This is a genomic window from Streptomyces sp. NPDC042346 (genome assembly GCF_055581845.1).
Genome location: NZ_JBVJEH010000002.1, coordinates 673,372 through 697,640 on the forward strand (window position 1 = coordinate 673,372; position 24,269 = coordinate 697,640).

The window sequence follows — 24,269 nt, forward strand, 5'->3', positions numbered from 1 at the left end:
TCGTCACCTCGCCTTCAGGAGGGTCTGGCCGGCCGACAGGACGTTCCACAGCACGGGTTGGGTGGGCAGGGCCAGGGTGAGGCCGCGGGCCGTGTCCAGGGCGACGGCGCTGCCCCGCACCGACAGGACCGTGCTCGTGCCGTCCGTCAGGGAGGTGACCTTGCCGCACTCCACCAGGCCGGGGCTGCCCTTGTTGGGGCAGGTGGGCACGGTCGCCGCGAGCAGGTCGCTCACGAGCAGGACCGGGTTCCCGGCGACGGTCAGCGAGGTCTGGGAGGGCACCACCACGAGCGGGGCGAGGTGGGCGCAGCGGATGTCGGCGGCGGTGGTGAGGACGTAGGGCATCACGTCACCTGTACCGCGCTGCCGTCCAGGGACAGACTCACGGTCCCGTTGCTGAGCATGATCTTCCTTCCTGTGGTGCTGACGGTGACCGCGCCCGTCGCGCCGACGGTGATGGTGGTCCCGCTCTGGTGCTCGATGGTCACGGTGTCGTCCGTGGGGGGTGTGGGGCGGGTGCCGACCGGGGAGAGGCTGCCGGTGCCGACCTGGATGTGCAGGCCGCGGGCCTGGATGACCCGGCCGCCCGCGGCGTCGGTGAGGTCGTTCGTGCCTGGGCCGGCGGGCAGGCCGTCGGGGCCGAGCCGGGTGGGCAGGGAGAGCCAGTAGTCGCCGGGGTGGGGTTCCGGGGCCTTGGCTCCGGGGGTGCGGGGCCACAGGTAGCCCACGACGGCCGCGTCGTTGACGAGGTCGCGGTTGTGGGCGAGCAGGGCCCGCATCCCGGGGTAGACGGGGGTCATCAGGCCGCACGGGCCGAAGGCGAAGGGGGCGGCCACCGGCTTGTCGAGCAGGGTGTCGTCGCCGATCTCGCCCTGGACGCTGGGGGCGCTCATCGCGGGCGGCGGGGACTGCCCGTACTTCAGCGACACCTGGTGGCCCCGGCCGCGGTACGTGGTGACCTCGCCGACGTCGACGGAGGGGCGGGCCCGCCGCTGACGGTCCGCGTGGGCCTCAAGCCGGTCGGCGAAGCCGCTCACCCCGCCGTCGACGACCTCGGCGACGGCGCCGGCGGGCACGGCGACGAGCTGGACCTCGCACACGTACCCGGTGCGACCGCCGAAGCGGTGGACGACGCGGGTGACGCGCAGCGGGCCCCGTGGCGCCTCGACGCCCTTGAGCGTCGCGACCTGTCCGACGCGCAGTCCGGGATGGCCGAGGACCACCAGGTCGAGCGAGGTGCGGGGCGGCTGGCGCTCCTCTCCGGGTGCGAGCGCCGCCGTCTCCTCGCCCTGGGAGTCCCCGTACGAGACGAGGTTGAGCGCCGGGTCGAACGGTACGGGCGCGGGGTCGTCACCGGAGCCGACCACCCGCCCGACGCGGATCTGCTTGTCGCGGATCACGACGGGCGCCGGGACGGTCGCGGCGAGTTCCCGCAGGGCGCCGAGCGCGGTCGGGCTGCGGACCGTGTGGTCGGTGAGGTCGGCCGTGAGCGTCGAGCCCTCGGCGAGCGTGAGCCCCGTCGCCTGGGCGATCCGCTCGGCGAACTCCAGCGCGTCGCAGGACTTCGCCCGGTGCAGCGCCACCTCCTGGGTGCGCAGGGCGTACCCGGCGGCGTCCTGCCCGGTGAGGCGGACGCGGCTGAGACCGTCCTCGCCGACCCAGGAGGTGATCCGGAGGATCCGGCCCGCCATCACCGGCTCGTCGACGCTGCCCGGCTCGTCGAAGTAGCCGAGCCGCACCGTGGCCTTGAGCGGGGTGTCGACGATCTTCGAGCGGAGCATGGCGACGGTGTCGCCGGGGACGTTGACGAGCAGGAGGTCGAAGGTGCCCGCCACCGCTCCCTCGTTCATCGTCACGGTGATGTCCGCGTCGAGGACGAGGGAGCCGTCGAAGATGTGGTTGGAGACGGTGAGCGGCAGTCCGGCGAGGCCCACCAGGGAGGCGACCGCGCCGACGATGGCGCCGAGCGGGGAGTCCTCCGGGGGTTTGTCCTCGTCCACGGTCACGCCGTAGCGGATCGCGATGCTCACGCCGACACCTCCACGACGACCTTCGAACCGTGGCTCCCCGCGCCGTTCAGGTTCCGCACGTGCACGCGGGCCTCCCGGAAGACGAGCCGCAGCGGGCCCGCCGGGCAGGGCAGTCCGCGCACCGCCTTCCGGCGCACGAGCGGCACGAGCCCGTCGGGGTCCTCGCGGCCGACGACGACCACGAGGAACGCGCTGCTCTCCAGGAGGTTCAGGACGTCCTGCGCCGCGACGGTCCGTTCGTCGGCGTTCACGTACAGGCCGATGCGGTACACGTGCGGGCCGAAGCGCATCCGGAAGCTCTGCGGGAAGCCCTCGTCGGGGTCGACGGGCAGCAGCGGCATCGCGTCTCCTCTCCGGCTCTGCCTACAACGGTGAACGGGGTACGGGGCCGGGGGCCGGCAGGCTCGGCACACCCGCGCTGCCCGCGCTCATCGCGAGGTCCGCGATCTCGCCGAGCAGCGCCGTCAGACTGGAGCGGGGCACGTGCTGGAGCGTCAGGGAGACGTCGAAGGCGTCCCGTTTCTGCACGCTCTGCGTGAACCGCAGATCGGTGATCTGCATGTCGAGGCTGAGCGTAAGACCGCAGACGACGGGGATCCCGGAGACGGCGAGCACCGGCGCGACGGCGGCGAGGAGCGCCCGCGAGGTGAGCGCGAGGACCTCCAGGGCCTTCTTGGTGGCGTGCCGCTCGGGGCCGAGGAGGACGGCCTCGATGACGATCGTCTTCGTCGACGGCTGGGTGGCCTGTGCGAAGCGGCTGCCGAGGATCCGCTCGACCCGGTACCCCTCGGTCATGGTGACGCTCTGCACGTACAGCAGGGGGACCGTGCCGACGAGCACCTTTTCCGTCACGGGTCACCCCCGGCTGCCGAGTTCGCGGTCGAGTTCGGCGAAGACGTGTCCGGCGATGCGCTGGACGTGGTGGTCGCCGAGTTCGCCGATCACCTCGACCTCGACGGGAAAGTGGTAATGGACCACGGTGCCGGTGCCGGAGCGGTGGCTGACGACGGCCTCGCTGCCCGCCGCGGGGACGATGTACTCGCCCTCGTGGACGAGCGCGAGGCCGGTCCTGTCGACCCGGCCGCCGGCGGCGAAGGCGTCGATGCGCGCGAACTCCTCGTCGTCGCCGTCCATGTCACTCCTCCACGCCCACGTTGAGCGCCATGCAGGTGAAGTTGGCCTGCGGGACGCCGTCCACGGTGACGGTGCTGGGCTGTACGGCGCTGACGACGCAGCGGCCGAACTTGAGGGCGGAGAAGGCCCAGTCGTTGCCCTGTTTCTCGGCGACCGCGATGGAGAACTCCTTGCCGGTGACGGCGAGTTCGGTGAGGTCGGCGACGGCGGACGCCACCGCGGGGACGGTCATCGTGAAGGTGAAGGTGAACGGCTGGCGCACGTATCCGACGCCGTCCGCCTCCAGGCTGTGCAGCACCGTGTGCGGGACGTTGAAGGAGGGGGAGAAGTTGCTGATCGGGGTGACGGTGCGCCCGCCGAGCTTCACTTCGAGGCGGGTGTTCCAGTCGGACATGCGGGGCTCCCTACTCGAAGGTCAGGTTGATGGTGAGCCGGTGGATGGCCCCGGCGTAGGTGATGCGGACCATGGCCTCGGCGAACCGGTCGCGGCGGGCCTTGGCGATGAGCGCCTGGTCCTCGGGGGTGGGCTGCGGCTTGTCGAACAGGGCGAGGACCGGGACGACGACGAGGTAGTCGTCGATGACCTCGCTGCGGCGCAGCGGTTCGAGCACCGCCTCCATCTCGCCGGCGAGGGCGCGCAGGCCGGTCCTGCTGATCCGCAGTTCGCCGATGCTCGCGATGAGCGAGGCCTTGAGCCGGTAGGTGATGTCGTCGAGGGTGCGGACGATGTCGATGTACTTCTTGTCCGTCGTGCCGGAGGCTCCGGTGTATCCCTCGCCGAGGTAGACGCCTTCGCCGGGGATGAGTGCCGGGTTCACGAGCCAGTTGACGTTCTGGCCGCCGGGGGGCGAGCTCTCGCCCTCGGAGCCGTTGATCGTGAAGAGCTCCTGCGCGGTGAAGGGGGCGGAGGTGACGCCGACCTTCTTGAGGAGCAGGGAGATGTGCGGGTCGTAGCCGCCGATGGTGCCGGCGACGGCGGCCGCCACGTCCTCGTCGCTCTTGTGCGCCACGTAGACCATGCGGTCGCTGTTGAGGGCGCCCGTGATGATCGAGGCGTCGGTGTCGCCCTTGCCGAGCATGGCGACGCCCATGCGTTCCAGGCCGTCGCCGAACGGGCCCTTGACGTGGTTGGCCAGCGCCAGGATGCCGGCGGTCGGTGTCGCCCCGCCGGCCCCGGCCTCCAGCGGGGTGTTCGCGATCACGACCAGCTGGACCGGCAGGGTGGCGATCTTGGCGAGCGTCTCCTGGATGTTGGGCGTGGCGGCGAGGCGCACCCCGAAGACGAGCCCGGGACCGGGTTCCTGCCGCATGGCGAGCGCGACGGACGTGCCCAGCTGTCCGGGAGCGCGCTTCACGGCGTCGTCGGGGTCGGAGAAGAGCGTGGGCTCGTTCTCGGGGATGACGGGCCCGGCGCCGGTCGCGGGCGGGGTCACGGTGCCGATGATCGCGATGTTGCCGGTGGGCCGGTTGGCGGGCGAGAAGAGGTTGACGGTCGACTTGACACGGATGTAGCGGACGGGGGTCGTCATGGAGCGTGCTTCCTTCCGGCAATCAGGTGAGGAAGAGCGGGGCGATGCCCGCGCCGGTGAGCAGGGTGGTGATCTCCGGCTTGGTGAGCGCCTGGTTCGCCGCTTGCGGGTGGGGGGTGAAGGCGGTGACCAGGGCGTAGGGAGCGCTGCGTACGCCGAAGGTGCTCGGCGGCAGGGGTCGGTCGCGGGCCGCCGCCGCCACGAGGGCCGCGGCGCGGAGCGCGGCCGCGACGTCGGTGGGATCGGCGACGAGCACGGCGGCCGTGACGGCCACGGTGCGGACGTTGACCGGGTCGGTGGGGTCGAAGACGGGCGGGCGGCGCAGCCGCACTTCCGTACGGAGGTACTCGCCCGCCTCCCTGAGGTCCTCCACGGTGGTGAGCCCGTGACTCGCCATGAAGGCGTCCAGGTCGAGGTAGGTGAAGTGCGCGCGGAACTCGTCGAGGGTCCGGTAGGCGCCCACGGACCGGGTGACCAGCGATTCGAGGCCGCCGGGGTCGGTCTCGGCGACCACGTCGATCTCCAGCTCGGCGGTGACGTCGATCCACACCGGCTCGGTGGCCTCGTCCTCCCAGCAGACCTCGGTACGGGTCGGGGTCGGGTTCACCTGGTTCCACGCTCCGCGCCGTGTGCGGGAGGCGAAGAGCGGCTCGGCGAGCGTGGTCCGGACGACGCGGAGCTGCTTGACGGAGTCGACGCGCTCGTGCTCCAGCTCGTGCGTGCCGGCCAGGAGGAGCAGGGCGTGCGGGGTGAGTGCCGGGGCGAGGACGGCGGCGTCGGCGACCTGCTTCAAGGCCTTGTCCTGGACCACAGCCATGCCCGGCTCCTCCGGCGACGCTTCCTGCTGACGTCACCCAGCGACGCACGGGTCCGGGCCGGTGGACAAGAGCGGCTGGTCCGAGTGGTCCGCGATTGCCCGTCTATCGAGGGAACGGCGGCACGGCCGGTTTCGGCGGACCGCGCCCGGAGTCCTCAACTCGCCCTGGAATACGGGGACATGGGTGCGCCCCCGGCGCACGCCCGGTGCATACCGGAGGGCGCGCAGGGGGCGCATTTCATCGTCGGGGCTGGTGGAAACCCCTGCCGTCTCAGCTGCCGAAGCCGAGACCGAAGCGGTCGAGCGTGCGCAGCCAGAGGTTGCGGCGGCCTTCGTTCAGGTCGGCGCGGGCCATGGACCACGTGGTGATGCCGATGCCCACCGAGCGGATCGGCTCGGGCGGGAACGGGAGCGGCTTGCGGCGGACCAGTTCGAGCGAGGTGCGCTCGGTGCGGGCCCCGTCGAGGAGGTCGAGCATGACCTCCGCGCCGAAGCGGGTCGCCCCGACGCCGAGTCCGGTGTAGCCGGCGGCGTAGGCGACCTTGCCCCGGTGGCTGGTGTCGAAGAAGACGCAGAAGCGGGTGCTCGTGTCGATGGCACCGCCCCAGGCATGGCTGAAGCGCACCCCTTCCAGCTGCGGGAAGGTCGTGAAGAAGTGGCGCGCGAGGGTCGCGAAGCTCTCGTGCCGCTGGTCGTGTTCCGGGCGCACGCGGCCGTTGTAGTGGTAGACGGCGTCGTAGCCGCCCCACAGGATCCGGTTGTCGGCGGAGAGCCGGACGTAGTGGAACTGGTTGGTCATGTCCGCGAAGCCCTGCCGGTTCCGCCAGCCCACGGAGGCGAGCTGTTCCTCGCTGAGCGGCTCCGTCATGAGCGCGTAGTCGTAGACGGGGACGGTGTACGGGCGGTGGCGGCGCAGCAGGGAGGGGTACGCGTTCGTGGCGAGGGCGACCTTGTGGGCGGTGATCCGGCCGTACGGGGTGCGGACGCCCATCGTGTGCCCCTGCTCGTCGAGCGAGAGGGCGGGGGTGTGTTCGTGGATGCGGACGCCGAGCGCGAGGCAGGCCTGCTTGAGGCCCCAGGCGAGACGGGCCGGGTTGACCATCGCCACGTCGTCCTTGTTCCACAGCCCCCCGATGAAGGTCGGGGAGTCGATCTCGGCGCGTACGGCGTCGCCGTCGAGGAGGACGCTCGTGCCGCCGTAACGGGCCACGGCCTCGGCCTCCTCCTGGAGGGCCGCGAGCTGGTAGGGCTCGGTGGCGACGGCGAGGGAGCCGGTGCGCTCCCAGTCGCAGTCGATGCCGTGGCGTACGAGCGTGTCTTCCATGGCCTGGAGGTTCTCGCGGCCGAGGCGCTCCAGGAGCCCGATCTCGTCGGGCCAGCGGGCGATCCCGTTGTCCAGGCCGTGGGTGAGGCTGGCCTCGCAGAAGCCGCCGTTGCGACCGGAGGCGGCGCCGCCGGCCTCGTCGGCCTCGACGAGGACCACGTCGAGCGAGGGGTCCCGCTCCTTGGCGACGAGGGCGGTCCAGAGGCCGGTGTAGCCACCGCCGACCACGAGGAGGTCACAGGTGGTCGCGCCGATGAGGGCGGGCGCGGGCTGCGGCTTCTCGGGACTGTCGAGCCAGAACGGGGTCGGGTCGACGTCCCGGAGCGAGGCGAGGGGGTCCATGACGGCGGGCTCCTTGAGATCGCGGAGGTGGGGGTACGACCTCCGAACTGCCGCCATGAGACCTCTCCGGGCGTGTCAAGGTCAATGGTGTTGACATAAGCCCTCGGGCCCGCCGTCCCCGGCGGTCCGCGGGGCCGTCAGTTGTCGCTGAAACCGACGTAGTTCTCCGCGAGCGAGGCCGAGGCCGCCCCGGAGTTCGCGAGGTAGCGCAGGTGGGAGAGGCGGAGCCCGCGGTCGAACGCGGTGTCGTCCGGGCTGCTGTGCAGGAGGGTCGTCATCGTGTACGAGAAGTGCTCGGCGCGCCAGACGCGGCGCAGTGCGGTCTCCGAGTAGGCGTCGAGCAGCGACTCGTCGCCCCGGGTGTGGTGGCGGGTGAGGGCCTGGGCGAGCAGGGTGACGTCGGCGACGGCGAGGTTGAGGCCCTTGGCGCCGGTGGGCGGCACGATGTGGGCCGCGTCGCCGGCGAGGAAGAGGCGTCCGTGGCGCAGGGGCTCGGCGACGAAGCTGCGCATCGGGGTGATGCTCTTCTCGGTGATGGGCCCGCGCTTCAGCTGCCAGTCGCCGTCGACGGCGAAGCGGGCCTCCAGCTCGTCCCAGATCCGCTCGTCCGGCCAGTTGTCCGTGGAGTCGTCGGGGTCGACCTGGAGGTAGAGGCGGCTGACGTCGGGCGAGCGCATGCTGTGCAGGGCGAAGCCGCGCTCGTGGTGGGCGTAGATCAGCTCGTCGCAGGAGGGGGCGACGTCGGCGAGGATGCCGAGCCAGGAGAAGGGGTAGGTGCGCTCGGTGACGGTGAGGACGTCCTCGGGCAGGGAGCGGCGGCCGATGCCGTGGAAGCCGTCGCAGGCGACGACGAACGCGCAGTCGAGGGTGTGCTCGGCGCCCTCGTGGCGGTAGCGGACGGTGGGGTGGTCGGTCTCGATGCCGTCGACCGACAGGGCCTCGGCCTCGAAGAGGATCGTGCCGCCGGCCTCCTGGCGCAGGGCGATGAGGTCCTTGACCACCTCGGTCTGCGCGTACACCATGACCGACCGGCCGCCGGTGAGGGACGGGAAGTCGATGCGGTGGGAGCGCCGGTCGAAGCGGAGTTCGATGCCGTGGTGCTCCAGGCCCTGCCGGTCCATGCGGGCGCCGGCGCCGGAGAGGCGCAGCACGTCGACGGTGTCCTGTTCGAGGATCCCGGCGCGCTGGCGCCGCTCGACGTACGCCTGGTCGCGGAGTTCGAGGACGACGTTGTCGATGCCCTGCCGGTGCAGCAGGTGCGAGAGGAGGAGTCCGGCCGGTCCGGCTCCGATGATGCCGACGGTGGTGCGGGGCATGGGTGTCTCCGTGAGCGTGATGAGGAAGGTGGCAGGGGGGCGGGACGGTCGGGGCGGGGCGGTCAGAGGGAGAGCGGGATGCCGTCCTCGGCGAGGACGCGCTGCGCGGTGGCGAAGGCGGAGTTGGCCGCGGGCACCCCGCAGTAGACGGCGGAGTGCAGCAGCACCTCCTTGATGTCCTCGGGGGTGAGTCCGTTGCGGAGCGCGGCGCGGACGTGCATCGCCAGCTCCTCCTGGTGGCCGTGGGCGATCAGGGCGGTGAGGGTGAGGCAGCTGCGGGTGCGCCGGTCGAGGCCGGGGCGGGTCCAGATCTCGCCCCAGGCGCAGCGGGTGATGTAGTCCTGGAAGTCGGCGGTGAAGTCCGTGGTCCGGGCGACGGCCCGGTCCACATGGGCGTCGCCGAGGACGGCCCGGCGGACCGCCATGCCCTCGGCGTACCGGCTGTCGTCGGAGTCGGGGACGCCGAAGTGGCCGAGGAGCGCGGAGAGCACCGCCTCGGGCCGCTCGGCGGGGGCGAGGTGGGCGGCCCCGGCGAGTTCGAGCAGGCTCGCGTCGGGGATGCCGTCGGCGAGTTCGCGGGCGTGCGCCGGGGGTGTGGCCGGGTCGGCGCGCCCGGCGAGGACGAGGGTGGGCACGGTGATGCGGGACAGCTCGTCGCGGAGGTCGTACCCGGCGAGGGCGTCGCAGCAGGCCGCGTAGCCCTCGGGGTCGGCGGCGAGCAGGTCGTCCACGAGCCGGCGGGCCGTGTGCGTTCCCGCGAAGTCGGGGGTGAACCAGCGGCCGGGGGCGGCCTGCGCCACGGCGGCCGTGCCCTCCGCGCGGACGAGGGCGGCCCGCTCGCGCCAGCCGGCGGGCTCGCCGAAGCGGGCCGAGGAGCAGACGAGGGCGAGGCCGGTGACCCGCTCGGGGTGGTGGACCGCGAGGTGGGCGCCGATGGCGCCGCCGAGGGAGATGCCGGCGTACGCGAACCGCTCGACGCCGAGCCGGTCGGCGAGGTCGAGGACGAGGGCCGCCAGATCGGCCATGCCGGTGGCGCCGGGGTCCGGCGTCCCGGGGGCGGTGGCGTCCTGCGTCCCAGGGGTGGTGGCGTCCGGCGTCCCGGTGGGGGTCGCGCCGTGGCCTGGCAGGTCGTAGCGGATCACCCGGTGGCGGCGGGCCAGGGCGGGGACCTGGGCGTCCCAGACGGCGAGCGAGGTGCCGAGGGAGGGACCGAGGATCAGGACGGGCGCGTCGGCGGGGCCGTCGGTCCGGTGGTGGAGAACGCTGGTCACGGGCGGCCTTCCGGGTCGGCGGAGGGCTGCCTCCGCAGGGCGTGGTCGACGAGCAGGGGGGCGGCGCCGGTGGCGGCCGCCGGGTCCGCGAGGGCGCGGAGCTCCTCCGGGGTGATCCGGCCGGTCGGTTCGGGGGCGGCGGCGAGCAGCTCCGCGAGCTCCGTCCCCTCCTCCGCCGCCCGCCGGGAGAGCCGGTCGAGCAGGGCTCGGGCCTCGGCCCGGCCGAGGACGTCCGCAAGGGCGGCGGCGAGGCGTTCGCTCGTCACGAGACCGCGGGTGCGGTGCAGGTTGTCGAGCATCCGGTCGGGCCGGACGCGGAGCCCTTCGGCGAGTGCGGCGGTGTGGTGGGCGGCGGCGCCCGCCAGCCTGAGCAGCTCCCGCAGCGGCTGCCATTCGGCGTGCCAGGCGCCGGCGGGCCGCTCGTCCTCCGCGGCGAGCGAGCCGAGGAGCACGGCGGCGAGCGCGGGGGCCTGGCGCGCGGCCGAGGCCACGAGGGTGGCGCGGACGGGGTTGCTCTTGTGCGGCATGGCGGAGGAGCCGCCGCCGCTCGCCTCGGCGAGTTCGCCGGTCTCGGTGCGGGCGAGCAGGAGGACGTCCGCGGCGGGCTTGCCGAGGGCGGCGGCGGTGAACGCGAGCGCCGTCGCGAGGTCGGCGACCGGGGTGCGCAGGGTGTGCCAGGGCAGGACGGGTGCGGCGAGGCCGAGTTCGGCCGCGTACCGCTCGGTGAGCTCCGGTCCGCTGCCGGGCACCCCCGCGAGGTACTCGAAGGCGGCCAGGGTGCCTGCCGCGCCGCCCAGTTGGGCGGGGAATCGCAGCGCGGCGAGCCGGTCCGCCGCGTCGAGCACGAGGTGCCGCCAGCCGGCCGCCTTGAGCCCGAAGGTGGTGGGCACGGCGTGCTGGCCGAGGGTGCGGCCCGCCATGGGGGTGTCCCGGTGGGCGGCGGCGAGCCGCCCGAACGCCTCGGCGGCCCGGTGCAGTGCGGCGGTGATCAGCGGGACGGTACGGGCCGCGACGAGCATCGCGGCGGTGTCGAGGACGTCTTGGCTGGTCGCGCCCCGGTGGACGTACGGCGCGGCGTCGGCGGGGACGGCGGCCGTGAGCGCGGCGACGAGCGGGATCACCGGGTTGCCGCCCTCGCGGGCGCGCAGCGCGAGGTCGCGCGCGTCGAACCGGTCGGCGCGGGCCGCCTCCGTGACGGCCTCGGCCGCCGGGCCGGGGGCGTGACCGAGGGCGGCCTGTGCCCTGGTCAGCGCGGCCTCGGCGTCGAGCATCGCCTGGAGGAAGGCGCGGTCGCCGGTGGCGCGCTCGGCCGCCGTGCCCGCGCTGACGGGGCTGAGCAGCCCGGTGTCGTACGCGTCGGACGCGTCCGCGTCCCGCCCCTCCGGCTCAGCGGAAGTCAAGGAACACCGTCTCTCCCGGGCCCTGGAGGCGGATGTCGAAGCGGTGGACGCCCGGCCGCTCCTCCGTGGCGAGGAGCGTCGCGCGCCGCTCGGGCGCGAGCCCGGCGAGCAGCGGGTCGGCGTCGGTGGCCGGGCCCGGCAGGTAGAGCCGGGTGTAGAGGTGGTGGAGCAGGCCCCGGGCGAAGACGCAGAGCGAGAGGTACGGGACGCCGCCCGGCGGAAGGGTGCGGGCCGCCCAGTGGCCGTCGGCGTCGGTGGCGATCCGCCCGAAGCCGGTGAAGGTGACGCCGTCCCGGCCCGCGTACCCGCCGGTGACGGGGTCGCGCCGCAGGGAGCCGGGGGCTCCGGAGCGGTCGCCGTCGGGGCCGGGCTGCCAGATCTCCACGATCGCGTCGGGGATGGGGGCGCCGGCGCCGTCGTACACGTACCCGTGGACGGTGAGGGTGTCGGGGTGTCCGGCGGGCGCGAGGTCGGGGCCGCCGGGGAAGGGCAGGGCGTAGCCGTAGAAGGGGCCCACGGTCTGCGAGGGCGTGGGGAGGGCGGTCAGGGGGTCGCGGCTCATCGGCCTTCCTCGATCCAGGTCGCGGCGGGGCCGTCGAGGACGATGTCCCAGCGGTAGCCGAGCGACCGCTCGGGGGTGGACAGGTCGTGGTCGTAGGTGGCGACGAGCCGTTCGCGCGCCGCGTCGTCGGTGACGGACTGGAGGATCGGGTCGTACGCGAAGAGCGGGTCGCCGGGGAAGTACATCTGGGTGACGAGCCGTTGCGTGAACGCGGTGCCGAAGAGCGAGAAGTGGATGTGCGCCGGGCGCCAGGCGTTGTCGTGGTTGCGCCAGGGGTAGGCCCCGGGCTTGACGGTGGTGAAGGTGTACGCGCCCCGGTCGTCCGTCAGGCAGCGGCCGAAGCCGGTGAAGTTCGGGTCGAGCGGTGCCGGGTGCTGGTCGCGGAGGTGGGCGTAGCGACCGGCGGCGTTGGCCTGCCACAGCTCGACGAGCTGGCCGCGGACGGGCCGGCCGGCGCGGTCGAGCACCCGGCCGGTGACGGTGATCCGCTCGCCGAGCGGCTCCCCCGCGTGGGCCAGGGTCAGGTCGGCGTCGGTCTCGGTGACGTCGGTGACGCCGAAGACGGGTCCGGAGAGTTCGACCGCCTCGGGGTCGTGGACGGCGACCGGCGGGTGGAGGGGGTGGCGCAGCGCGCTGCTGCGGTAGGGGGCGTAGTCCCGGGCGGGGTGGTGGCGCACCTCGCCGGCGGCGAGGTAGTCCTTCCGCTCGCCCTCGATCTCGCGCGAGATGTCCTGCTGTGTCAGTGTCATGACGTTCCGTCACCTTTCCAGTACGAGGGCGAGTCCCTGGCCGACGCCGATGCAGAGCGTGGCGAGGCCGGTGCCGGAGCCGCGGGCGGCGAGCTGGTGGGCCACGGTTCCGGCGAGCCGGGATCCGGAGGAGCCGAGGGGGTGGCCGAGCGCGATGGCTCCGCCGTGCGGGTTGACGACGGCGGGGTCGAGCTCCGGCCACTCGGCGAGGCAGCCGAGGGCCTGGGCGGCGAAGGCCTCGTTGAGTTCCAGGGTGGCGAGGTCGGGGAAGGTGCGGCCGGCGCGGGTCAGTGCGCGCCGGGCGGCTTCGACGGGGCCGAGGCCGAAGTACTGCGGTTCGATGCCGCTGACGGCCGATGCGGTGATCCGGGCCAGGGGTTCGCGGCCGGTGGCGCGGAGGCCCGCCTCGTCGGTGATCAGGAGGGCGGAGGCTCCGTCGTTGAGCGGGGAGGCGTTGCCCGCGGTGACGGTGCCGTCCGGGCGGAAGGCGGGCTTGAGGCGGGCGAGGGCGGCGAGGGAGGTGTCCGCGCGGACGGACTCGTCGCGGTGGAGGACGGCTTGGCCGAGGCCGGTGCCTGCGCCGGTGGCCGTGCCCGCGCCTGCGCCTGCGCCGGAGCCCGCGCCCGTGCCTGTCCCGGTGCCGTCGACGGGGACGACCTCGGCGTCGAAGGCGCCGGTCGCCCAGGCCTCGGCGGCCTTGGCGTGGCTGGCGAGGGCGTAGGCGTCCTGCGCGTCGCGCCCGATGCCGTGCTTCTCGGCGACGAGTTCGGCGCCCTCGCCGAGGGACACCGTCCACTCGGCGGGCATGCGCGGGTTGACCATGCGCCAGCCGAGGGTGGTGGAGTGGAGCTGCTGGTGCCCTGCGGGGTAGGCGCGGTCGGGCTTGGGCAGCACCCAGGGGGCGCGGCTCATCGACTCGACGCCGCCGGCGAGGACGACCGAGGCGTCGCCGACGGCGACGGCGCGGTAGGCCTGGATCACGGCCTCCATGCCGGAGCCGCAGAGGCGGTTCACGGTGACGCCGGGGACGGTCACCGGTATTCCGGCGAGCAGCGCGGCCATCCGGGCGACGTCCCGGTTCTCCTCGCCGGCGCCGTTGGCGTTGCCGAGGATCACGTCGTCGATCCGGGCCGGGTCGAGCGCGGGCGTACGGCCGAGCAGGGCGCGCAGGACGTGGGCGGCGAGGTCGTCGGGGCGGACGCCCGCGAGCGCGCCGCCGTAGCGGCCGACCGGGGTCCGTACGGCGTCGACGATGTAGACGTCCTTGGTCACGGGGTCTCCTCCACGTGCTCGGCGGCGGCCGGGGGTACGGAGACGGGCGCGCCGGTGCGGCGCGTGATCTCGTCGACGCTCACGCCGGGCGCGGTCTCGACGAGGACGAGGCCGTCGTCGGTGACGTCGAGGACGCCGAGGTCGGTGATGATCCGGTGGACGCAGGCGCGGCCGGTGAGCGGCAGCGTGCAGGTGTCGACGATCTTCGGGGTGCCGTCCTTGGCGGTGTGCTCGGTGAGGACGACGACGCGCCGGACGCCGTGGACGAGGTCCATCGCGCCGCCCATGCCCTTGACCATCCGGCCGGGGACGGCCCAGTTGGCGAGGTCGCCGCGGGCGGAGACCTGCATGGCGCCGAGGACGGCGGTGTCGATGTGGCCGCCGCGGATCATTCCGAAGGAGAGCGCGGAGTCGAAGAAGGAGGAGCCCGGCAGGACGGTGACGGTCTCCTTGCCCGCGTTGATCAGGTCGGGGTCGACCTCGTCCTCGTCGGGGTAGGGGCCGACGCCGAGGAGGCCGTTCTCCGACTGGAGGACGACGTCGACGCCCTCGGGGAGGAAGCCCGGCACCCGGGTCGGCAGTCCGATGCCGAGGTTGACGTACGAGCCGTCGGTCAGTTCGCGGGCGGCGCGGGCCGCCATCTCGTCCCTGGTCCAGCTCATCGCGTGCGTACCGTCCTTCGCTCGATGCCCTTGGCGGCGGCCTCTTCGGGGGTCAGTGCGACGACCCGCTGCACGAACACGCCGGGCAGGTGGATCGCGTCGGGGTCCAGTGCGCCCGGCTCCACGAGCTCCTCGACCTCGGCGATCGTGATCCGGCCGGCCATGGCGGCGAGGGGGTTGAAGTTGCGGGCGGAGCGGCGGAAGACGAGGTTGCCGTGGCGGTCGCCGCGGGCGGCGCGGACCAGGGCGAAGTCGGTGGTGATGCCGTGTTCGAGGACGTGGGGACGGCCGTCGTAGACGCGGACCTCCTTGGGCGGGGAGGCGACCGCCACGCCGCCGTCGGGGGCGTACCGCCAGGGCAGTCCGCCGTCGGCGGCCTGGGTGCCGACGCCGGCGGGGGTGAAGAAGGCGGGGATGCCGCAGCCGCCGGCCCGGAGCCGCTCGGCGAGGGTGCCCTGCGGGGTGAGCTCCAGCTCCAGCTCGCCGCCGAGGTAGCGGCGGGCGAACTCCTTGTTGTCGCCGATGTAGGAGCCGGTCACGCGGACGATGCGGCCGTCGGCGAGCAGGATGCCGAGGCCGCCGCCGTCGACGCCGCAGTTGTTCGACACGACGCTCAGCCGGCCGGCGCCCTGGGTGTGCAGGGCCCGGATCAGGACGTCCGGCACCCCGCTCAGTCCGAAGCCTCCGACGGCGAGCGAGGCGCCGTCTCCGATGTCCGCCACCGCTTCGGCGGCGGATGTCACCACTTTGTCCATGTAACGACCCGTTTCGCTGAGGATTGACGCCACAGGCGTTCGCCTGATGAACTTATGTTCAGCAACGAACGCGGGGTGAGTGTCCGCCCGTGCTTCGGGCCGTGTCAACGGCGCCCGGTACGGTTTCCGCATCGTGATCCGCCCGCGACCACGGTCCGTACCCACTGCCCGCGACCAGCCGGAGGAGGCCAGACCATGGCGCAGCACACGGAGACCCCTGCGCACGAGGCCCCGGAGGAGCTCGTCGGGCCGCTGGAGCGCGGACTGGCCGTCCTGCGCGCGGTGGCCTCGGGGCCGGGGATCCGCCACCGCCCCGGCGACCTCGCGCGCACCACGGGGCTCGCCCGGTCGACCGTCGACCGGGTCGCCACGACGCTCCTGCGCCTCGGGTACGTACGCGCCGAGGAACGCGACCTGCTGCTCGCGCCGCGCGCGGCGGAGCTGGGCAACGCCTACCTGTCGTCGACCGGACTGCCCGAGGCCGTCGGGCCGCACGCCGTCGCCCTCGCCGACGAGCTCGACGAGTCCGTGTCCGTGGCGGTGCCCGACGGGGACGGGGTGCGCTTCGTGGCGCAGGCCGCGCGACGGCGCGCGATGGCGATCTCGTTCCGCGCCGGGGACGTCCTGCCCGCCGAACGCTGCGCGCCGGGGGCGCTGTTCGCCGCCGGCTGGGGCGAGGCGGAGTGGGAGGCGTGGCGGGAACGGCACGCGAAGGACCCGCTGGACACCGGCTTTCCCGCGGTCCCGCCCCGTACGCCCACCGGGTCCGAAGCCGTGCCCGGGGCCGTGCCCGGAGCCGAGCCCCAAGCCGTGGAGAGCGGCTTCCGCGACCGGGTGCGCCGGAGCCGCGCGGACGGGTGGGCGGCGGACGACCAGCTCATCGAGGCCGGTCTCATCGCCGTCGCCCTGCCCGTGCGCGACCCGGCGGGCGCCGTCGTCTGCGCCGTCAGCGTGGTCAGCCACACGAGCCGCCACGACATCGGCTCCCTGGCCGGTGTCGCCCTGCCGCCGCTGCGCGCGGCCGTCGCGGCCATGGAGGCGGCCCTCGCGGCGGCCCCGGCCGCGGAGGGCTCCGCGCCGGCCGCGGGACCGGGTGCGGCGGAGCTCAAGGAGGAGTTGGGGTCGGGCTTCCTGCAGTCGCTCGCCCGCGGCCTGGACGTCCTGTGCGCCTTCGGCGCGGTCCGCGGCCCGGCCCGGCTCTCGGAGCTCGCCCGGCTGACGGGGCTCCCCCGCGCCACCGCCCGGCGCTCGCTGATCACGCTGCGCCACCTCGGATACGTACGGGAGGACGAGGACGGCTTCCGCGTACTCCCCCGCGTCCTGGAGCTCGGACACGCCCGCGTCTCGGGCCTCACACTCGTCGAGATCGCCACCCCGCACCTCGCCGAACTGGTGCTCCGCGTCCACGAGTCGGCGTCCGTCGCGGTGCTCGACGGGGAGGACATCCGCTATGTCGCCCGCGTCGCGAGCTCCAGGATCATGCACATCGACATCAGGGTGGGCACCCGCCTGCCCGCCTACGCCACCTCCATGGGCCGGGTCCTGCTCGGCGCGCTGCCCGAGGAGGAGCGCGCCGCGTTCCTCGCGGGAGTGACGCCCGAGGCGCTGACACCCCGCACCGTGACCACGCCCGGGGCGCTCGCCGAGGCGGTCGCGGACACCGCCCGGCGCGGCTACGGATGGGTGGAGCAGGAGCTGGAGGAGGGGCTGCGCTCCCTCGCGGCGCCGGTGACGGACGGCCGGGGCCGGGTGGTCGCCGCCGTCAACGTGGCGCTGCACGCGGGCCGCCACTCCGCGGAGGAGAGCCTGACCGCGCTCCTCCCCCACCTCCTCGGCACGGCCGCCGCGATCAGCGCCGACCTCGCCGCGGTGAGCCGCTGGTCCCCCGTGCGCGTCTCCTGAGCCCCGGTCCCGCCCATCCGGGCCGGGGTCAGTCGCTGACCGCCAGGCGGACCGCGAAGGCGCCGATGACCGTGCCGGTGACCCGGTCGAGGATCCGCCGCGAGCGGGGCTTGCGCAGCCAGGTCCCGAGAGCGGTGGCGGAGGCGATCAGGACGGTGGACCAGATCATGCCGAGCGTGATGTGGACACCGGTCAGGAGCAGGCCGGTGGTGAAGTGGGGTGCGTCGACGGGGATGAACTGGGGCAGGACGGCGACGTAGAAGACGCCGACCTTGGGGTTGAGGAGATTGGTCAGGGTGCCTTGCCACCAGCCGCCCGAGAGCGTGTCGACCTCTGCGCCGACCTCCACGTCCTCGGGGGTCCCGCCGCGTCCGCGGAAGGTGTCGATGATCATGCGGGCCGCCATCCACAGCAGGTAGGCCGCACCGGCCCAGCGGAGGATCTCGTACGCGAGGTGCGAGGCGGTGAGGAGGGCGGTCACGCCGAGCGAGGTGAGGGCGCCCCAGATGAGGGTGCCGGTCTGGATGCCGAGGACGACTCCCCATGCGCGGGTGCGCCGGCCGAGGGCGGCGGTGCGCAGGATGAGGGCCGTGTCGAGGCCGGGGGTGAGAGTGAGAAGCCCTACGACGAGGGCGAAGGACCACAGCGCGGTACTCGTTGCCATGGAAGGCCACCGTATCGTGGAACCTGAGGCAACCCGACGCGCGGGCCCCGCGTCCCTCCGTACGGAGACCTCCACCGCCCCAGGGAAACAGGACACGCGATGAGCGACAAGGCCCGCATACTCTTCGACGCGCTCGACCTCGACCACGACGGCACCCTCACCCTCGCCGAGGTCGTCGGCGCTCTGCGCTCCAAGGGGCCGACGCTCGTCGCGCAGGGGGTCATCCCCGTCTGGGGCGTGGGAGGGGACGACGACTCGGCCGCCCTGTTCGACGCCGCCGACCAGAACGGCGACAAGGTCCTGACGTTCGAGGAGTTCGCCGCCGTGGTCGACCGCCGCTTCGGCTGGTGACGTCCCGGCCCGACGGGAGGCGGGTCGCCGCCGCGTAGAGTGTGCCCGGGCGCGCTGTGATCATGAGGAGAACGATGACCGCGGTGAGCCTTGAGCACGCGCATGTCCCCGCCGACTCCGGCGAGGTGACCCTGCTGATAGCCCGCCGGGTCGAGCCGGGTTATGAGGCCGCCTTCGAGCGCTGGGCGAAGGGGATCCTGGAGAGCGCCGCGCGCTTCCCCGGCCACCTCGGCTACGGCTTCTTCCGCTCCTCGGGCGGGGACGCCCCCTGGTTCCTGGTCCACCGCTTCCGGGACGCGGCCGCGTGTCAGGCCTGGCAGGAGTCCCCGGAGCGGGCCGCGTGGTTCGCGGACTGCCGGGGCCACCACCACACCGAGGTCGCGCGACGCCGGCTGACGGGCATGGAGACCTGGTTCGCCAAGCCGGGCTCGACACGGCCGGCGCCGCCCCGGTGGAAGATGGCGATCAGCGCGACCCTCGCGATCTACCCCATCTCCCTGCTGGGCGGCTACTTCCTGACGCCCCGTCTGACCGCGCTGCCCCTCGTGCTGAGCAGCGCCGTCATGGCGTGCGTCTTCAACGTCCTCATGACGTACGTGGCGATGCCGGCGGTCAGCCGGCTGCTCCGGGGCTGGCTCGGCGGCGATCGGTGAGGGAGGAGGGGAGGGGCAGGGTCTTCCGCCCTGTCCCTCCCCTCGCCCGTCACTGCGCGATCGTGATCTCCCGCTTGAGGATCTTGCCCGTGGGGCCCTTGGGCAGCCCCGGCGCCAGCTGGACGATCCTCGGGTACTTGTACGGGGCCACGCGGGCCTTCACGAACTCGCGCAGTTCGTCGGCCGAGGCGTCGGCGCCCGGCCGCAGGGTGACGACGGCCGCGATCTCCTCGCCGTGCACCGCGTGCGGGACGCCCACCACGGCGGCCTCGGCCACGGCCGGGTGCTCGTACAGGACCTCCTCGATCTCGCGCGGGTAGACGTTGTACCCGCCGCGGATCACCAGGTCCTTCTTGCGGTCCACGATGAAGTAGAAGCCGTCCTCGTCGCACCGCGCGAGGTCGCCGGTGCGGAACCAGCCGTCGGTGAACGCGGCGGCGTCGGCCTCGGGCCGGTTCCAGTAGCCGGGCATGACGTTCGGGCCCTGGACGGCGATCTCGCCGACGTCGCCCCGCGCGACGTCCTTGCCCTCGTCGTCGACGAGCCGGACGTGCACGCCGTCGATCGGGGTGCCGATCGATCCGGGCTTGCGCGGCCCGTCGAGCGACCCGAACGTGACCACCGGGGAGGTCTCGGACAGGCCGTAGCCCTCGACGACCGTGCAGCCGAAGACGGCCTCGAAGCGGTGGAGGACCTCCACCGGCATCGCCGAGCCGCCGGTCACGCAGAGCCGCAGACCGGCGCCGTCCGTGAGACCGGTCGAACCGGCCGCGTCGGCGGCGGCGAGCAGGCCCACGAACATGGTGGGCACGCCCTCCATCACCGTGACCCGGTCCCGGGAGAGGATCTCCAGGGCCTTCGCTGCGTCGAAGCGCGGCAGCAGTGTGACGCGGGCGCCGGTGAGGACGGCGGCGTTCAGCCCGCAGGTCTGGCCGAACACGTGGAAGAACGGCAGGCCGCCGAAGACCGTGTCGGAGCCCGTCATGCCCAGGACGCGGGCGACGGTCGCGGTGTTGGACCCCAGGTTCCCGTGGGTGAGCCGGGCCCCCTTGGGGCGGCCGGTGGTGCCGGAGGTGTAGAGCAGCACGGCGAGGTCGTCGACGTCCCGGTCCGCGATCCCCGCGCGCGGCTCGACGGCGGCGAGCGCGGCGCCGAAGCCCGGGTCGGTCACGTCGGCGCACTCGATGCCGAGGTCCGCCGCCGCGGCTCCGGCCTCGGGCATCGCCGCGCCCCAGGCGAGGATCAGCCGGGCCCCGCAGTCCCCGGCGGCGTAACCGATCTCGCCGGACTTGAGCAGCGGGTTCATCGGCACGGCGACCGCTCCGGCGCGCAGCACGCCGTAGTAGGCGACGGCGAAGTGCGGGATGTTGGGCAGCAGGATCGCGACCCGGTCGCCGGGTCCGACGCCCTTGCTCTCCAGCCAGCCGGCGACACGGGCACTGCGATCGTCCAGCGACCGGTAGTCCAGCGCCTGGTCGTCCAGCTGGATCGCGATGCCGTCCGGCTGCGCCGCCGCGGTACGGGCCAGGTTGAGAGCCAGATTGGTCATCGTCGACCTCTTTCTGATCATTCGTGCTTCGTTCGTGCTTCGCTTGCGTGGCGCTTGCGCTGCGGTTGCGTTTCACACGGGGAGCCGGACGCTCAGCGGCCAGGTTACCGGCCGGTTCATTCACCCGCTTGCCGGTCCTCAGCTTGCCGCTAATGTCGATATATAGGCCAAAGTGCATCCTCTGGTCCCGCGCTCACCAGGTGAGGGAAGAGGGCGTGCGAGAGGAGCCTTCCATGACCCGAACATTGCGGAGCGCGATAGCCCTGGCCGGAGCCGCGGCGCTCGCCCTGGGGGCGGCGTCCGTCAGCGGAGCCGCCCCGCCCGATGCGGCGCAGGGCGACGTACGGATCGGCCTTCTGCTGCCGGAGAGCAAGACCACCCGGTACGAGAAGTTCGACCGGCCCTACATCGAGGCCAAGATCAAGGAGCTGGCCCCCGACGCCCAGATCGACTACTACAACGCCGCCGAGAGCGCCACGACCCAGCAACAGCAGGTCAACACCGCGCTCGCCAAGGGCGACAAGGTGCTCATCCTGGACGCCGTGGACGCCAAGTCGATCCAGTCCTCGGTGCAGAAGGCCCATGACGCGGGCGTCAAGGTCGTGGCGTACGACCGCCTGGCACAGGGGCCCGTCGACTCCTACGTCTCGTACGACAACTTCAAGGTGGGCGAGCTCCAGGGCAAGGCGCTCCTCGACGCGCTCGGCGACAAGGCCGAGTCGGGCGAGATCGTCATGCACAACGGCTCGCCGACCGACCCGAACGCGGCCGAGTTCAAGGCCGGCGCGCACTCCGTCCTGGACGGCAAGGTGAAGATCGGCAAGGAGTACGACACGCCGAACTGGGACCCGAACAACGCCAACCAGCAGATGTCCGGAGCGATCAGCGCCCTCGGCAAGGACAAGATCGTCGGCGTCTACTCGGCCAACGACGGACTGGCCGCCGGCATCGCCACCGCCCTCAAGGCGGCGGGCATGAACGTGCCGCTGACCGGCCAGGACGCACAGCTCGACGCGATCCAGCGGATCCTCATCGGCACCCAGACGATCACCGTCGAGAAGCCGTACAAGCCGGAGGCCGACATCGCCGCCACGATGGCCGTCGACTTCGCCGAGGGCAAGGCGCTCCCGGCCGACCTGACGCCCACCACCGTCACCAGCGGCAGTGGCCAGAAGGTCCCCGCCAACCTGCTGACACCGGTCGTCGTCCACAAGAGCAACATCAAGGACACCGTCGTCAAGGACGGGCTGTACACCGTCGACGAGATCTGCACGCCGACCTATGCCGCGGCCTGCGAGGAGGCCGGCCTGAAGTAGCGCCTCCGGCAGCCCTGAGGCGTTTCATCCCGGTGGGGCGGAGCGGCCCGCGCGAGCGGGCGAGCGGAGGAGGCGGTTCCTTTGCCGGAGTCAGCCGTGCTCACACTGCGGGGGATCTCCAAACGGTTCGGCGCGGTCCAGGCCCTGAAGGGCTTCGACCTGGAGGTCCACTCCGGCGAGGTCGTCGCCCTCGTCGGCGACAACGGCGCCGGCAAGTCCACCGCCGTCAAGGCGATCGCCGGGGTGAATCCGCCCGACGAGGGCGTCATCGAATGGGAGGGCCGCCCCGTCTCGATCAACCGGCCCCATGACGCCCAGAACCTCGGCATCGCCACCGTCTACCAGGACCTGGCCCTGTGCGACAACCTCGACGTCGTCGCCAACCTCTTCCTCGGTCGCGAGCTGCGCCGCTTCGGCGTGCTCGACGAGGTCCGCATGGACCAGCGCGCGCGGGAGCTGCTCGACACCCTGTCGATCCGCATCCCGAGCGTCCGCATCCCCGTGGCCTCGCTCTCCGGCGGTCAGCGCCAGACGGTGGCGATCGCCCGCTCGCTGATCGGCGAGCCGAAGGTCGTCATCCTCGACGAGCCCACGGCCGCCCTGGGCGTGGAACAGACGGCCGAGGTGCTCGACCTGGTCGAGCGGCTCCGCGAGCACGGCCTCGCGACCATCCTCATCAGCCACAACATGGTGGACGTGATGGCGGTCGCCGACCGGATCGCCGTCATGCGGCTCGGCCGGAACAACGGTTTCTTCGACAAGCGATCCACGACCACCGAGGAGATCATCTCCGCCATCACCGGCGCCACGGACAGCGCCGTCACCCGCCGCCAGGCCCGCAAGCGGGAGGAGGAGCGATGAGCCGCGACCGAGACCGCGCCGAGGACGCCGCCACCCAGGAACCGGCGAAGGGTTCCGTACCGGCCGTGGACACACGTCTCCTGGTCCGCGAGGAGGGCATCAAGGGGTACGTCGGGGAGTTCCGGCGCAAGCTCCGCGGCGGAGAGCTCGGCTCGCTGCCCGTCATCCTGGCCGTGATCATCATCTGGACGGTCTTCGGCAGCCTCGACAGCACCTTCCTCTCGGCCCAGAACCTCTCCGACCTCAGTCAGCAGATCGTCGGCACCGGCATGATCGCCATCGGCATCGTCTTCGTCCTGCTGCTGGGCGAGATCGACCTGTCCGTCGGCTCGGTCAGCGGCCTGTGCGCCGCCATCTTCGCCGTGCTCAACGTCCTGAACGGCATGAACGAGTGGCTCGCCCTGCTGATCGCCATCGCGGGCGGCGCGGCCGTCGGGCTCATCCAGGGGTTCTTCTTCGCCGAGGTCGGCGTGCCGGCCTTCGTCGTCACCCTGGCCGGCAACCTCGCCTGGAACGGTCTGATGCTCCAGATCCTCGGCAGCAGCGGCACGGTCAACATCCCCAGCGAGAGCGTCGTCTCCAAGCTCTACTCGACGATCTACCACAGCCCCGCCGCCGCCTATGTGACGGCGGCCGTCGGGGTCGGGCTCTTCCTGCTGGCGTCGCTCCTGGACGCGAGCCGGCGCAGGCGGGCCAGAGTCCCTTCCCGGCCGATCGCCGAGATCGTCCTGCGTACGGTCGTGATCGCCGCGATCGCCTTCGTCACCGCGTACATCCTCAACCAGTACCAGGGGCTCCCGCTGGCGCTCCTGATCTTCCTGATCGTGCTCGTGCTCCTGGACTTCGTCCTGCGGCGCACCACGTACGGCCGGCGGATCTTCGCGGTGGGCGGCAACATCGAGGGCGCGCGCCGGGCGGGCATCAGCGTGCCGTTCGTCCGGATGAGCGTCTTCTCGATCTCCGGGACCATGGCGGCGGTCGGCGGTCTCTTCCTGGCGGGCCAGATCCAGTCCGCGAGCCAGACGTCCGGCGGCGGCAACCTGCTGATGAACGTCATCGCCGCCGCGGTCATCGGCGGTACGAGCCTGTTCGGCGGACGCGGTTCCGTCTGGTCCGCGCTGCTCGGCGCGCTGGTGATCGGCTCCATCCAGTCGGGGATGAACATCATGGGCGTCAGCAACGCCGTCCAGTTCATGATCACGGGTTCGGTGCTGCTGGCCGCCGTGGTCGTCGACTCCCTGTCCCGCAGGAGCCAGAAGGCCGCGGGCCGGGCCTGATCCACCGGAGGGCCGCCGATGGCCAGGGAAGCCGGAGCCGATCGCGGGAAGGGCCGGGACGACGGCCGGAGCGAGACCGAGATGGAGCGCGCCGACCGGCGCTGGCTGGAGGTCATCCAGGAGATCCGCGTCGCGCAGACCGGTGTGCAGATCCTCCTCGGCTTCCTCCTCACCGTGGTCTTCACCCCGCACTTCCAGGGTCTGGAGCGGACCGACAAGACGATCTACATGGTCACGATCGTCCTCGCGTCCCTGGCGACCGGCGCGCTCATCGGCCCCGTGGCGTTCCACCGGATCGTGGCGGGGCGGCGGATCAAACCCCGGGCCGTCGTCTGGGCCGCCCGCCTCACCATGACAGGCATCGTGCTCCTGCTCGCGACCCTGACGTCGGCGCTCCTCCTGGTCCTGCGCGTGGCCACGAACGGCTGGTACGTGCCGTGGATCGTCGCCGGGGTCTTCGTCTGGTACCTGCTCTGCTGGTTCGCCCTCCCCCTCTGGGTGCGGTCCCGCTACACCAGCGGGAAGTGACCGCC

At 72.9% G+C, this 24,269-nt stretch carries 26 protein-coding genes; 7 read left to right on the forward strand and 19 right to left on the reverse strand.

All coding sequences use genetic code 11. From position 1 onward, the window contains the following. Positions 1-3: 3 nt before the first annotated feature. From ACZ6K0_RS11705 to ACZ6K0_RS11785, 17 genes are all read right to left on the reverse strand, one after another. Positions 4-345 carry a hypothetical protein gene (locus ACZ6K0_RS11705; protein WP_469231754.1) on the reverse strand — a complete coding sequence of 114 codons (342 nt, stop codon included), beginning with the start codon at positions 343-345 and terminating at the stop codon, positions 4-6. After that, positions 345-2,030 carry a hypothetical protein gene (locus ACZ6K0_RS11710; RefSeq protein ID WP_469231756.1) on the reverse strand — a complete coding sequence of 562 codons (1,686 nt, stop codon included), beginning with the start codon at positions 2,028-2,030 and terminating at the stop codon, positions 345-347. Before ACZ6K0_RS11710 ends, ACZ6K0_RS11705 begins: the two co-directional genes overlap by 1 nt. Continuing rightward, complete coding sequence (locus tag ACZ6K0_RS11715) at positions 2,027-2,371, reverse strand: hypothetical protein (RefSeq protein WP_376398661.1); 345 nt, start codon at positions 2,369-2,371, stop codon at positions 2,027-2,029. The genes ACZ6K0_RS11710 and ACZ6K0_RS11715 overlap by 4 nt, the downstream gene beginning before the upstream one ends. A gap of 22 nt (positions 2,372-2,393) precedes the next feature. After that, positions 2,394-2,882, reverse strand: a complete 489-nt coding sequence (locus ACZ6K0_RS11720) for a hypothetical protein (RefSeq protein WP_351813542.1) — start codon at positions 2,880-2,882, stop codon at positions 2,394-2,396. A 3-nt stretch (positions 2,883-2,885) separates the two neighbouring features. Then, a complete protein-coding gene (locus ACZ6K0_RS11725; protein ID WP_376398664.1) occupies positions 2,886-3,164 on the reverse strand; it encodes a hypothetical protein in 279 nt (92 codons plus the stop codon). Position 3,165: 1 nt separating this feature from the next. Next, the gene (locus tag ACZ6K0_RS11730; RefSeq protein WP_024758200.1) at positions 3,166-3,558 is read right to left on the reverse strand and encodes a hypothetical protein; all 393 of its coding nucleotides are present in this window, start codon (positions 3,556-3,558) and stop codon (positions 3,166-3,168) included. Between the two features lie 10 nt (positions 3,559-3,568). Then, positions 3,569-4,693 carry a hypothetical protein gene (locus ACZ6K0_RS11735; RefSeq protein ID WP_376398667.1) on the reverse strand — a complete coding sequence of 375 codons (1,125 nt, stop codon included), beginning with the start codon at positions 4,691-4,693 and terminating at the stop codon, positions 3,569-3,571. A 22-nt stretch (positions 4,694-4,715) separates the two neighbouring features. Next, the gene (locus ACZ6K0_RS11740; RefSeq protein WP_376398670.1) at positions 4,716-5,510 is read right to left on the reverse strand and encodes a hypothetical protein; all 795 of its coding nucleotides are present in this window, start codon (positions 5,508-5,510) and stop codon (positions 4,716-4,718) included. Between the two features lie 271 nt (positions 5,511-5,781). Next, positions 5,782-7,176: an NAD(P)/FAD-dependent oxidoreductase gene (locus tag ACZ6K0_RS11745; protein ID WP_469231759.1), complete on the reverse strand. Its 1,395-nt coding sequence runs from the start codon at positions 7,174-7,176 to the stop codon at positions 5,782-5,784. Positions 7,177-7,313: 137 nt separating this feature from the next. Further along, on the reverse strand, positions 7,314-8,492 hold the full coding sequence (locus ACZ6K0_RS11750) for a 4-hydroxybenzoate 3-monooxygenase (RefSeq protein ID WP_469231761.1): 1,179 nt from the start codon (positions 8,490-8,492) through the stop codon (positions 7,314-7,316). A 62-nt stretch (positions 8,493-8,554) separates the two neighbouring features. Continuing rightward, positions 8,555-9,763: a bifunctional 3-oxoadipate enol-lactonase/4-carboxymuconolactone decarboxylase PcaDC gene (gene pcaDC, locus ACZ6K0_RS11755; RefSeq protein WP_469231763.1), complete on the reverse strand. Its 1,209-nt coding sequence runs from the start codon at positions 9,761-9,763 to the stop codon at positions 8,555-8,557. Next, positions 9,760-11,163 (reverse strand): 3-carboxy-cis,cis-muconate cycloisomerase, encoded by a 1,404-nt coding sequence (gene pcaB / locus ACZ6K0_RS11760; RefSeq protein WP_376398682.1) that lies wholly within the window; start codon positions 11,161-11,163, stop codon positions 9,760-9,762. Before pcaB ends, pcaDC begins: the two co-directional genes overlap by 4 nt. Continuing rightward, on the reverse strand, positions 11,150-11,725 hold the full coding sequence (pcaG, locus tag ACZ6K0_RS11765) for a protocatechuate 3,4-dioxygenase subunit alpha (RefSeq protein ID WP_469231765.1): 576 nt from the start codon (positions 11,723-11,725) through the stop codon (positions 11,150-11,152). The genes pcaB and pcaG overlap by 14 nt, the downstream gene beginning before the upstream one ends. Further along, positions 11,722-12,474: a protocatechuate 3,4-dioxygenase subunit beta gene (gene pcaH / locus ACZ6K0_RS11770; RefSeq protein WP_376398686.1), complete on the reverse strand. Its 753-nt coding sequence runs from the start codon at positions 12,472-12,474 to the stop codon at positions 11,722-11,724. The genes pcaG and pcaH overlap by 4 nt, the downstream gene beginning before the upstream one ends. A 9-nt stretch (positions 12,475-12,483) precedes the next feature. Further along, positions 12,484-13,746 (reverse strand): thiolase family protein, encoded by a 1,263-nt coding sequence (locus ACZ6K0_RS11775; RefSeq protein ID WP_469231766.1) that lies wholly within the window; start codon positions 13,744-13,746, stop codon positions 12,484-12,486. Then, entirely contained in the window at positions 13,743-14,408 is a 666-nt protein-coding gene (locus ACZ6K0_RS11780; protein WP_469231768.1) for a CoA transferase subunit B, read from the reverse strand. Before ACZ6K0_RS11780 ends, ACZ6K0_RS11775 begins: the two co-directional genes overlap by 4 nt. Further along, positions 14,405-15,163 (reverse strand): CoA transferase subunit A, encoded by a 759-nt coding sequence (locus tag ACZ6K0_RS11785; protein WP_376398694.1) that lies wholly within the window; start codon positions 15,161-15,163, stop codon positions 14,405-14,407. The genes ACZ6K0_RS11780 and ACZ6K0_RS11785 overlap by 4 nt, the downstream gene beginning before the upstream one ends. 195 nt (positions 15,164-15,358) lie before the next feature. Here ACZ6K0_RS11785 and ACZ6K0_RS11790 point away from each other — a divergent pair, with 195 nt between their 5' ends. Next, positions 15,359-17,065 carry an IclR family transcriptional regulator domain-containing protein gene (locus ACZ6K0_RS11790; RefSeq protein ID WP_469231770.1) on the forward strand — a complete coding sequence of 569 codons (1,707 nt, stop codon included), beginning with the start codon at positions 15,359-15,361 and terminating at the stop codon, positions 17,063-17,065. Positions 17,066-17,093: 28 nt separating this feature from the next. Here ACZ6K0_RS11790 and ACZ6K0_RS11795 read toward each other — a convergent pair whose 3' ends face one another. Then, on the reverse strand, positions 17,094-17,729 hold the full coding sequence (locus ACZ6K0_RS11795; RefSeq protein ID WP_376398701.1) for a LysE family translocator: 636 nt from the start codon (positions 17,727-17,729) through the stop codon (positions 17,094-17,096). Positions 17,730-17,828: 99 nt separating this feature from the next. Here ACZ6K0_RS11795 and ACZ6K0_RS11800 point away from each other — a divergent pair, with 99 nt between their 5' ends. Continuing rightward, positions 17,829-18,080 carry an EF-hand domain-containing protein gene (locus tag ACZ6K0_RS11800; RefSeq protein WP_376398704.1) on the forward strand — a complete coding sequence of 84 codons (252 nt, stop codon included), beginning with the start codon at positions 17,829-17,831 and terminating at the stop codon, positions 18,078-18,080. 74 nt (positions 18,081-18,154) lie between these two features. After that, complete coding sequence (locus ACZ6K0_RS11805; RefSeq protein WP_469231772.1) at positions 18,155-18,733, forward strand: antibiotic biosynthesis monooxygenase; 579 nt, start codon at positions 18,155-18,157, stop codon at positions 18,731-18,733. A gap of 49 nt (positions 18,734-18,782) precedes the next feature. On the opposite strand, the gene ACZ6K0_RS11810 is transcribed toward ACZ6K0_RS11805, so the two are convergent. Continuing rightward, positions 18,783-20,282, reverse strand: a complete 1,500-nt coding sequence (locus tag ACZ6K0_RS11810; RefSeq protein WP_469231774.1) for a long-chain-fatty-acid--CoA ligase — start codon at positions 20,280-20,282, stop codon at positions 18,783-18,785. 233 nt (positions 20,283-20,515) lie between these two features. Here ACZ6K0_RS11810 and ACZ6K0_RS11815 point away from each other — a divergent pair, with 233 nt between their 5' ends. From ACZ6K0_RS11815 to ACZ6K0_RS11830, 4 genes are all read left to right on the forward strand, one after another. Next, positions 20,516-21,598, forward strand: a complete 1,083-nt coding sequence (locus tag ACZ6K0_RS11815) for a sugar ABC transporter substrate-binding protein (RefSeq protein WP_376398713.1) — start codon at positions 20,516-20,518, stop codon at positions 21,596-21,598. Between the two features lie 96 nt (positions 21,599-21,694). Then, positions 21,695-22,459: an ATP-binding cassette domain-containing protein gene (locus tag ACZ6K0_RS11820; RefSeq protein ID WP_376398716.1), complete on the forward strand. Its 765-nt coding sequence runs from the start codon at positions 21,695-21,697 to the stop codon at positions 22,457-22,459. Next, positions 22,456-23,736 carry a sugar ABC transporter permease gene (locus ACZ6K0_RS11825; RefSeq protein WP_376398719.1) on the forward strand — a complete coding sequence of 427 codons (1,281 nt, stop codon included), beginning with the start codon at positions 22,456-22,458 and terminating at the stop codon, positions 23,734-23,736. The genes ACZ6K0_RS11820 and ACZ6K0_RS11825 overlap by 4 nt, the downstream gene beginning before the upstream one ends. Positions 23,737-23,754: 18 nt before the next feature. After that, positions 23,755-24,264, forward strand: coding sequence for a DUF6328 family protein (locus tag ACZ6K0_RS11830; RefSeq protein WP_376398722.1), 510 nt, complete (start codon positions 23,755-23,757; stop codon positions 24,262-24,264). The last annotated feature ends 5 nt before the right edge of the window (positions 24,265-24,269 follow it).

Coding starts and splice junctions, on each gene's coding strand:
- ACZ6K0_RS11705 (WP_469231754.1), bottom strand. CDS start 345: ATGCCCTACGTCCTCACCACCGCCGCCGACATCCGCTGCGCCCACCTC.
- ACZ6K0_RS11715 (WP_376398661.1), bottom strand. CDS start 2,371: ATGCCGCTGCTGCCCGTCGACCCCGACGAGGGCTTCCCGCAGAGCTTC.
- ACZ6K0_RS11725 (WP_376398664.1), bottom strand. CDS start 3,164: ATGGACGGCGACGACGAGGAGTTCGCGCGCATCGACGCCTTCGCCGCC.
- ACZ6K0_RS11730 (WP_024758200.1), bottom strand. CDS start 3,558: ATGTCCGACTGGAACACCCGCCTCGAAGTGAAGCTCGGCGGGCGCACC.
- ACZ6K0_RS11735 (WP_376398667.1), bottom strand. CDS start 4,693: ATGACGACCCCCGTCCGCTACATCCGTGTCAAGTCGACCGTCAACCTC.
- ACZ6K0_RS11740 (WP_376398670.1), bottom strand. CDS start 5,510: ATGGCTGTGGTCCAGGACAAGGCCTTGAAGCAGGTCGCCGACGCCGCC.
- ACZ6K0_RS11745 (WP_469231759.1), bottom strand. CDS start 7,176: ATGGACCCCCTCGCCTCGCTCCGGGACGTCGACCCGACCCCGTTCTGG.
- ACZ6K0_RS11750 (WP_469231761.1), bottom strand. CDS start 8,492: ATGCCCCGCACCACCGTCGGCATCATCGGAGCCGGACCGGCCGGACTC.
- pcaG (WP_469231765.1), bottom strand. CDS start 11,725: ATGAGCCGCGACCCCCTGACCGCCCTCCCCACGCCCTCGCAGACCGTG.
- pcaH (WP_376398686.1), bottom strand. CDS start 12,474: ATGACACTGACACAGCAGGACATCTCGCGCGAGATCGAGGGCGAGCGG.
- ACZ6K0_RS11780 (WP_469231768.1), bottom strand. CDS start 14,408: ATGAGCTGGACCAGGGACGAGATGGCGGCCCGCGCCGCCCGCGAACTG.
- ACZ6K0_RS11785 (WP_376398694.1), bottom strand. CDS start 15,163: ATGGACAAAGTGGTGACATCCGCCGCCGAAGCGGTGGCGGACATCGGA.
- ACZ6K0_RS11790 (WP_469231770.1), top strand. CDS start 15,359: ATGGCGCAGCACACGGAGACCCCTGCGCACGAGGCCCCGGAGGAGCTC.
- ACZ6K0_RS11795 (WP_376398701.1), bottom strand. CDS start 17,729: ATGGCAACGAGTACCGCGCTGTGGTCCTTCGCCCTCGTCGTAGGGCTT.
- ACZ6K0_RS11800 (WP_376398704.1), top strand. CDS start 17,829: ATGAGCGACAAGGCCCGCATACTCTTCGACGCGCTCGACCTCGACCAC.
- ACZ6K0_RS11805 (WP_469231772.1), top strand. CDS start 18,155: ATGACCGCGGTGAGCCTTGAGCACGCGCATGTCCCCGCCGACTCCGGC.
- ACZ6K0_RS11810 (WP_469231774.1), bottom strand. CDS start 20,282: ATGACCAATCTGGCTCTCAACCTGGCCCGTACCGCGGCGGCGCAGCCG.
- ACZ6K0_RS11815 (WP_376398713.1), top strand. CDS start 20,516: ATGACCCGAACATTGCGGAGCGCGATAGCCCTGGCCGGAGCCGCGGCG.
- ACZ6K0_RS11825 (WP_376398719.1), top strand. CDS start 22,456: ATGAGCCGCGACCGAGACCGCGCCGAGGACGCCGCCACCCAGGAACCG.
- ACZ6K0_RS11830 (WP_376398722.1), top strand. CDS start 23,755: ATGGCCAGGGAAGCCGGAGCCGATCGCGGGAAGGGCCGGGACGACGGC.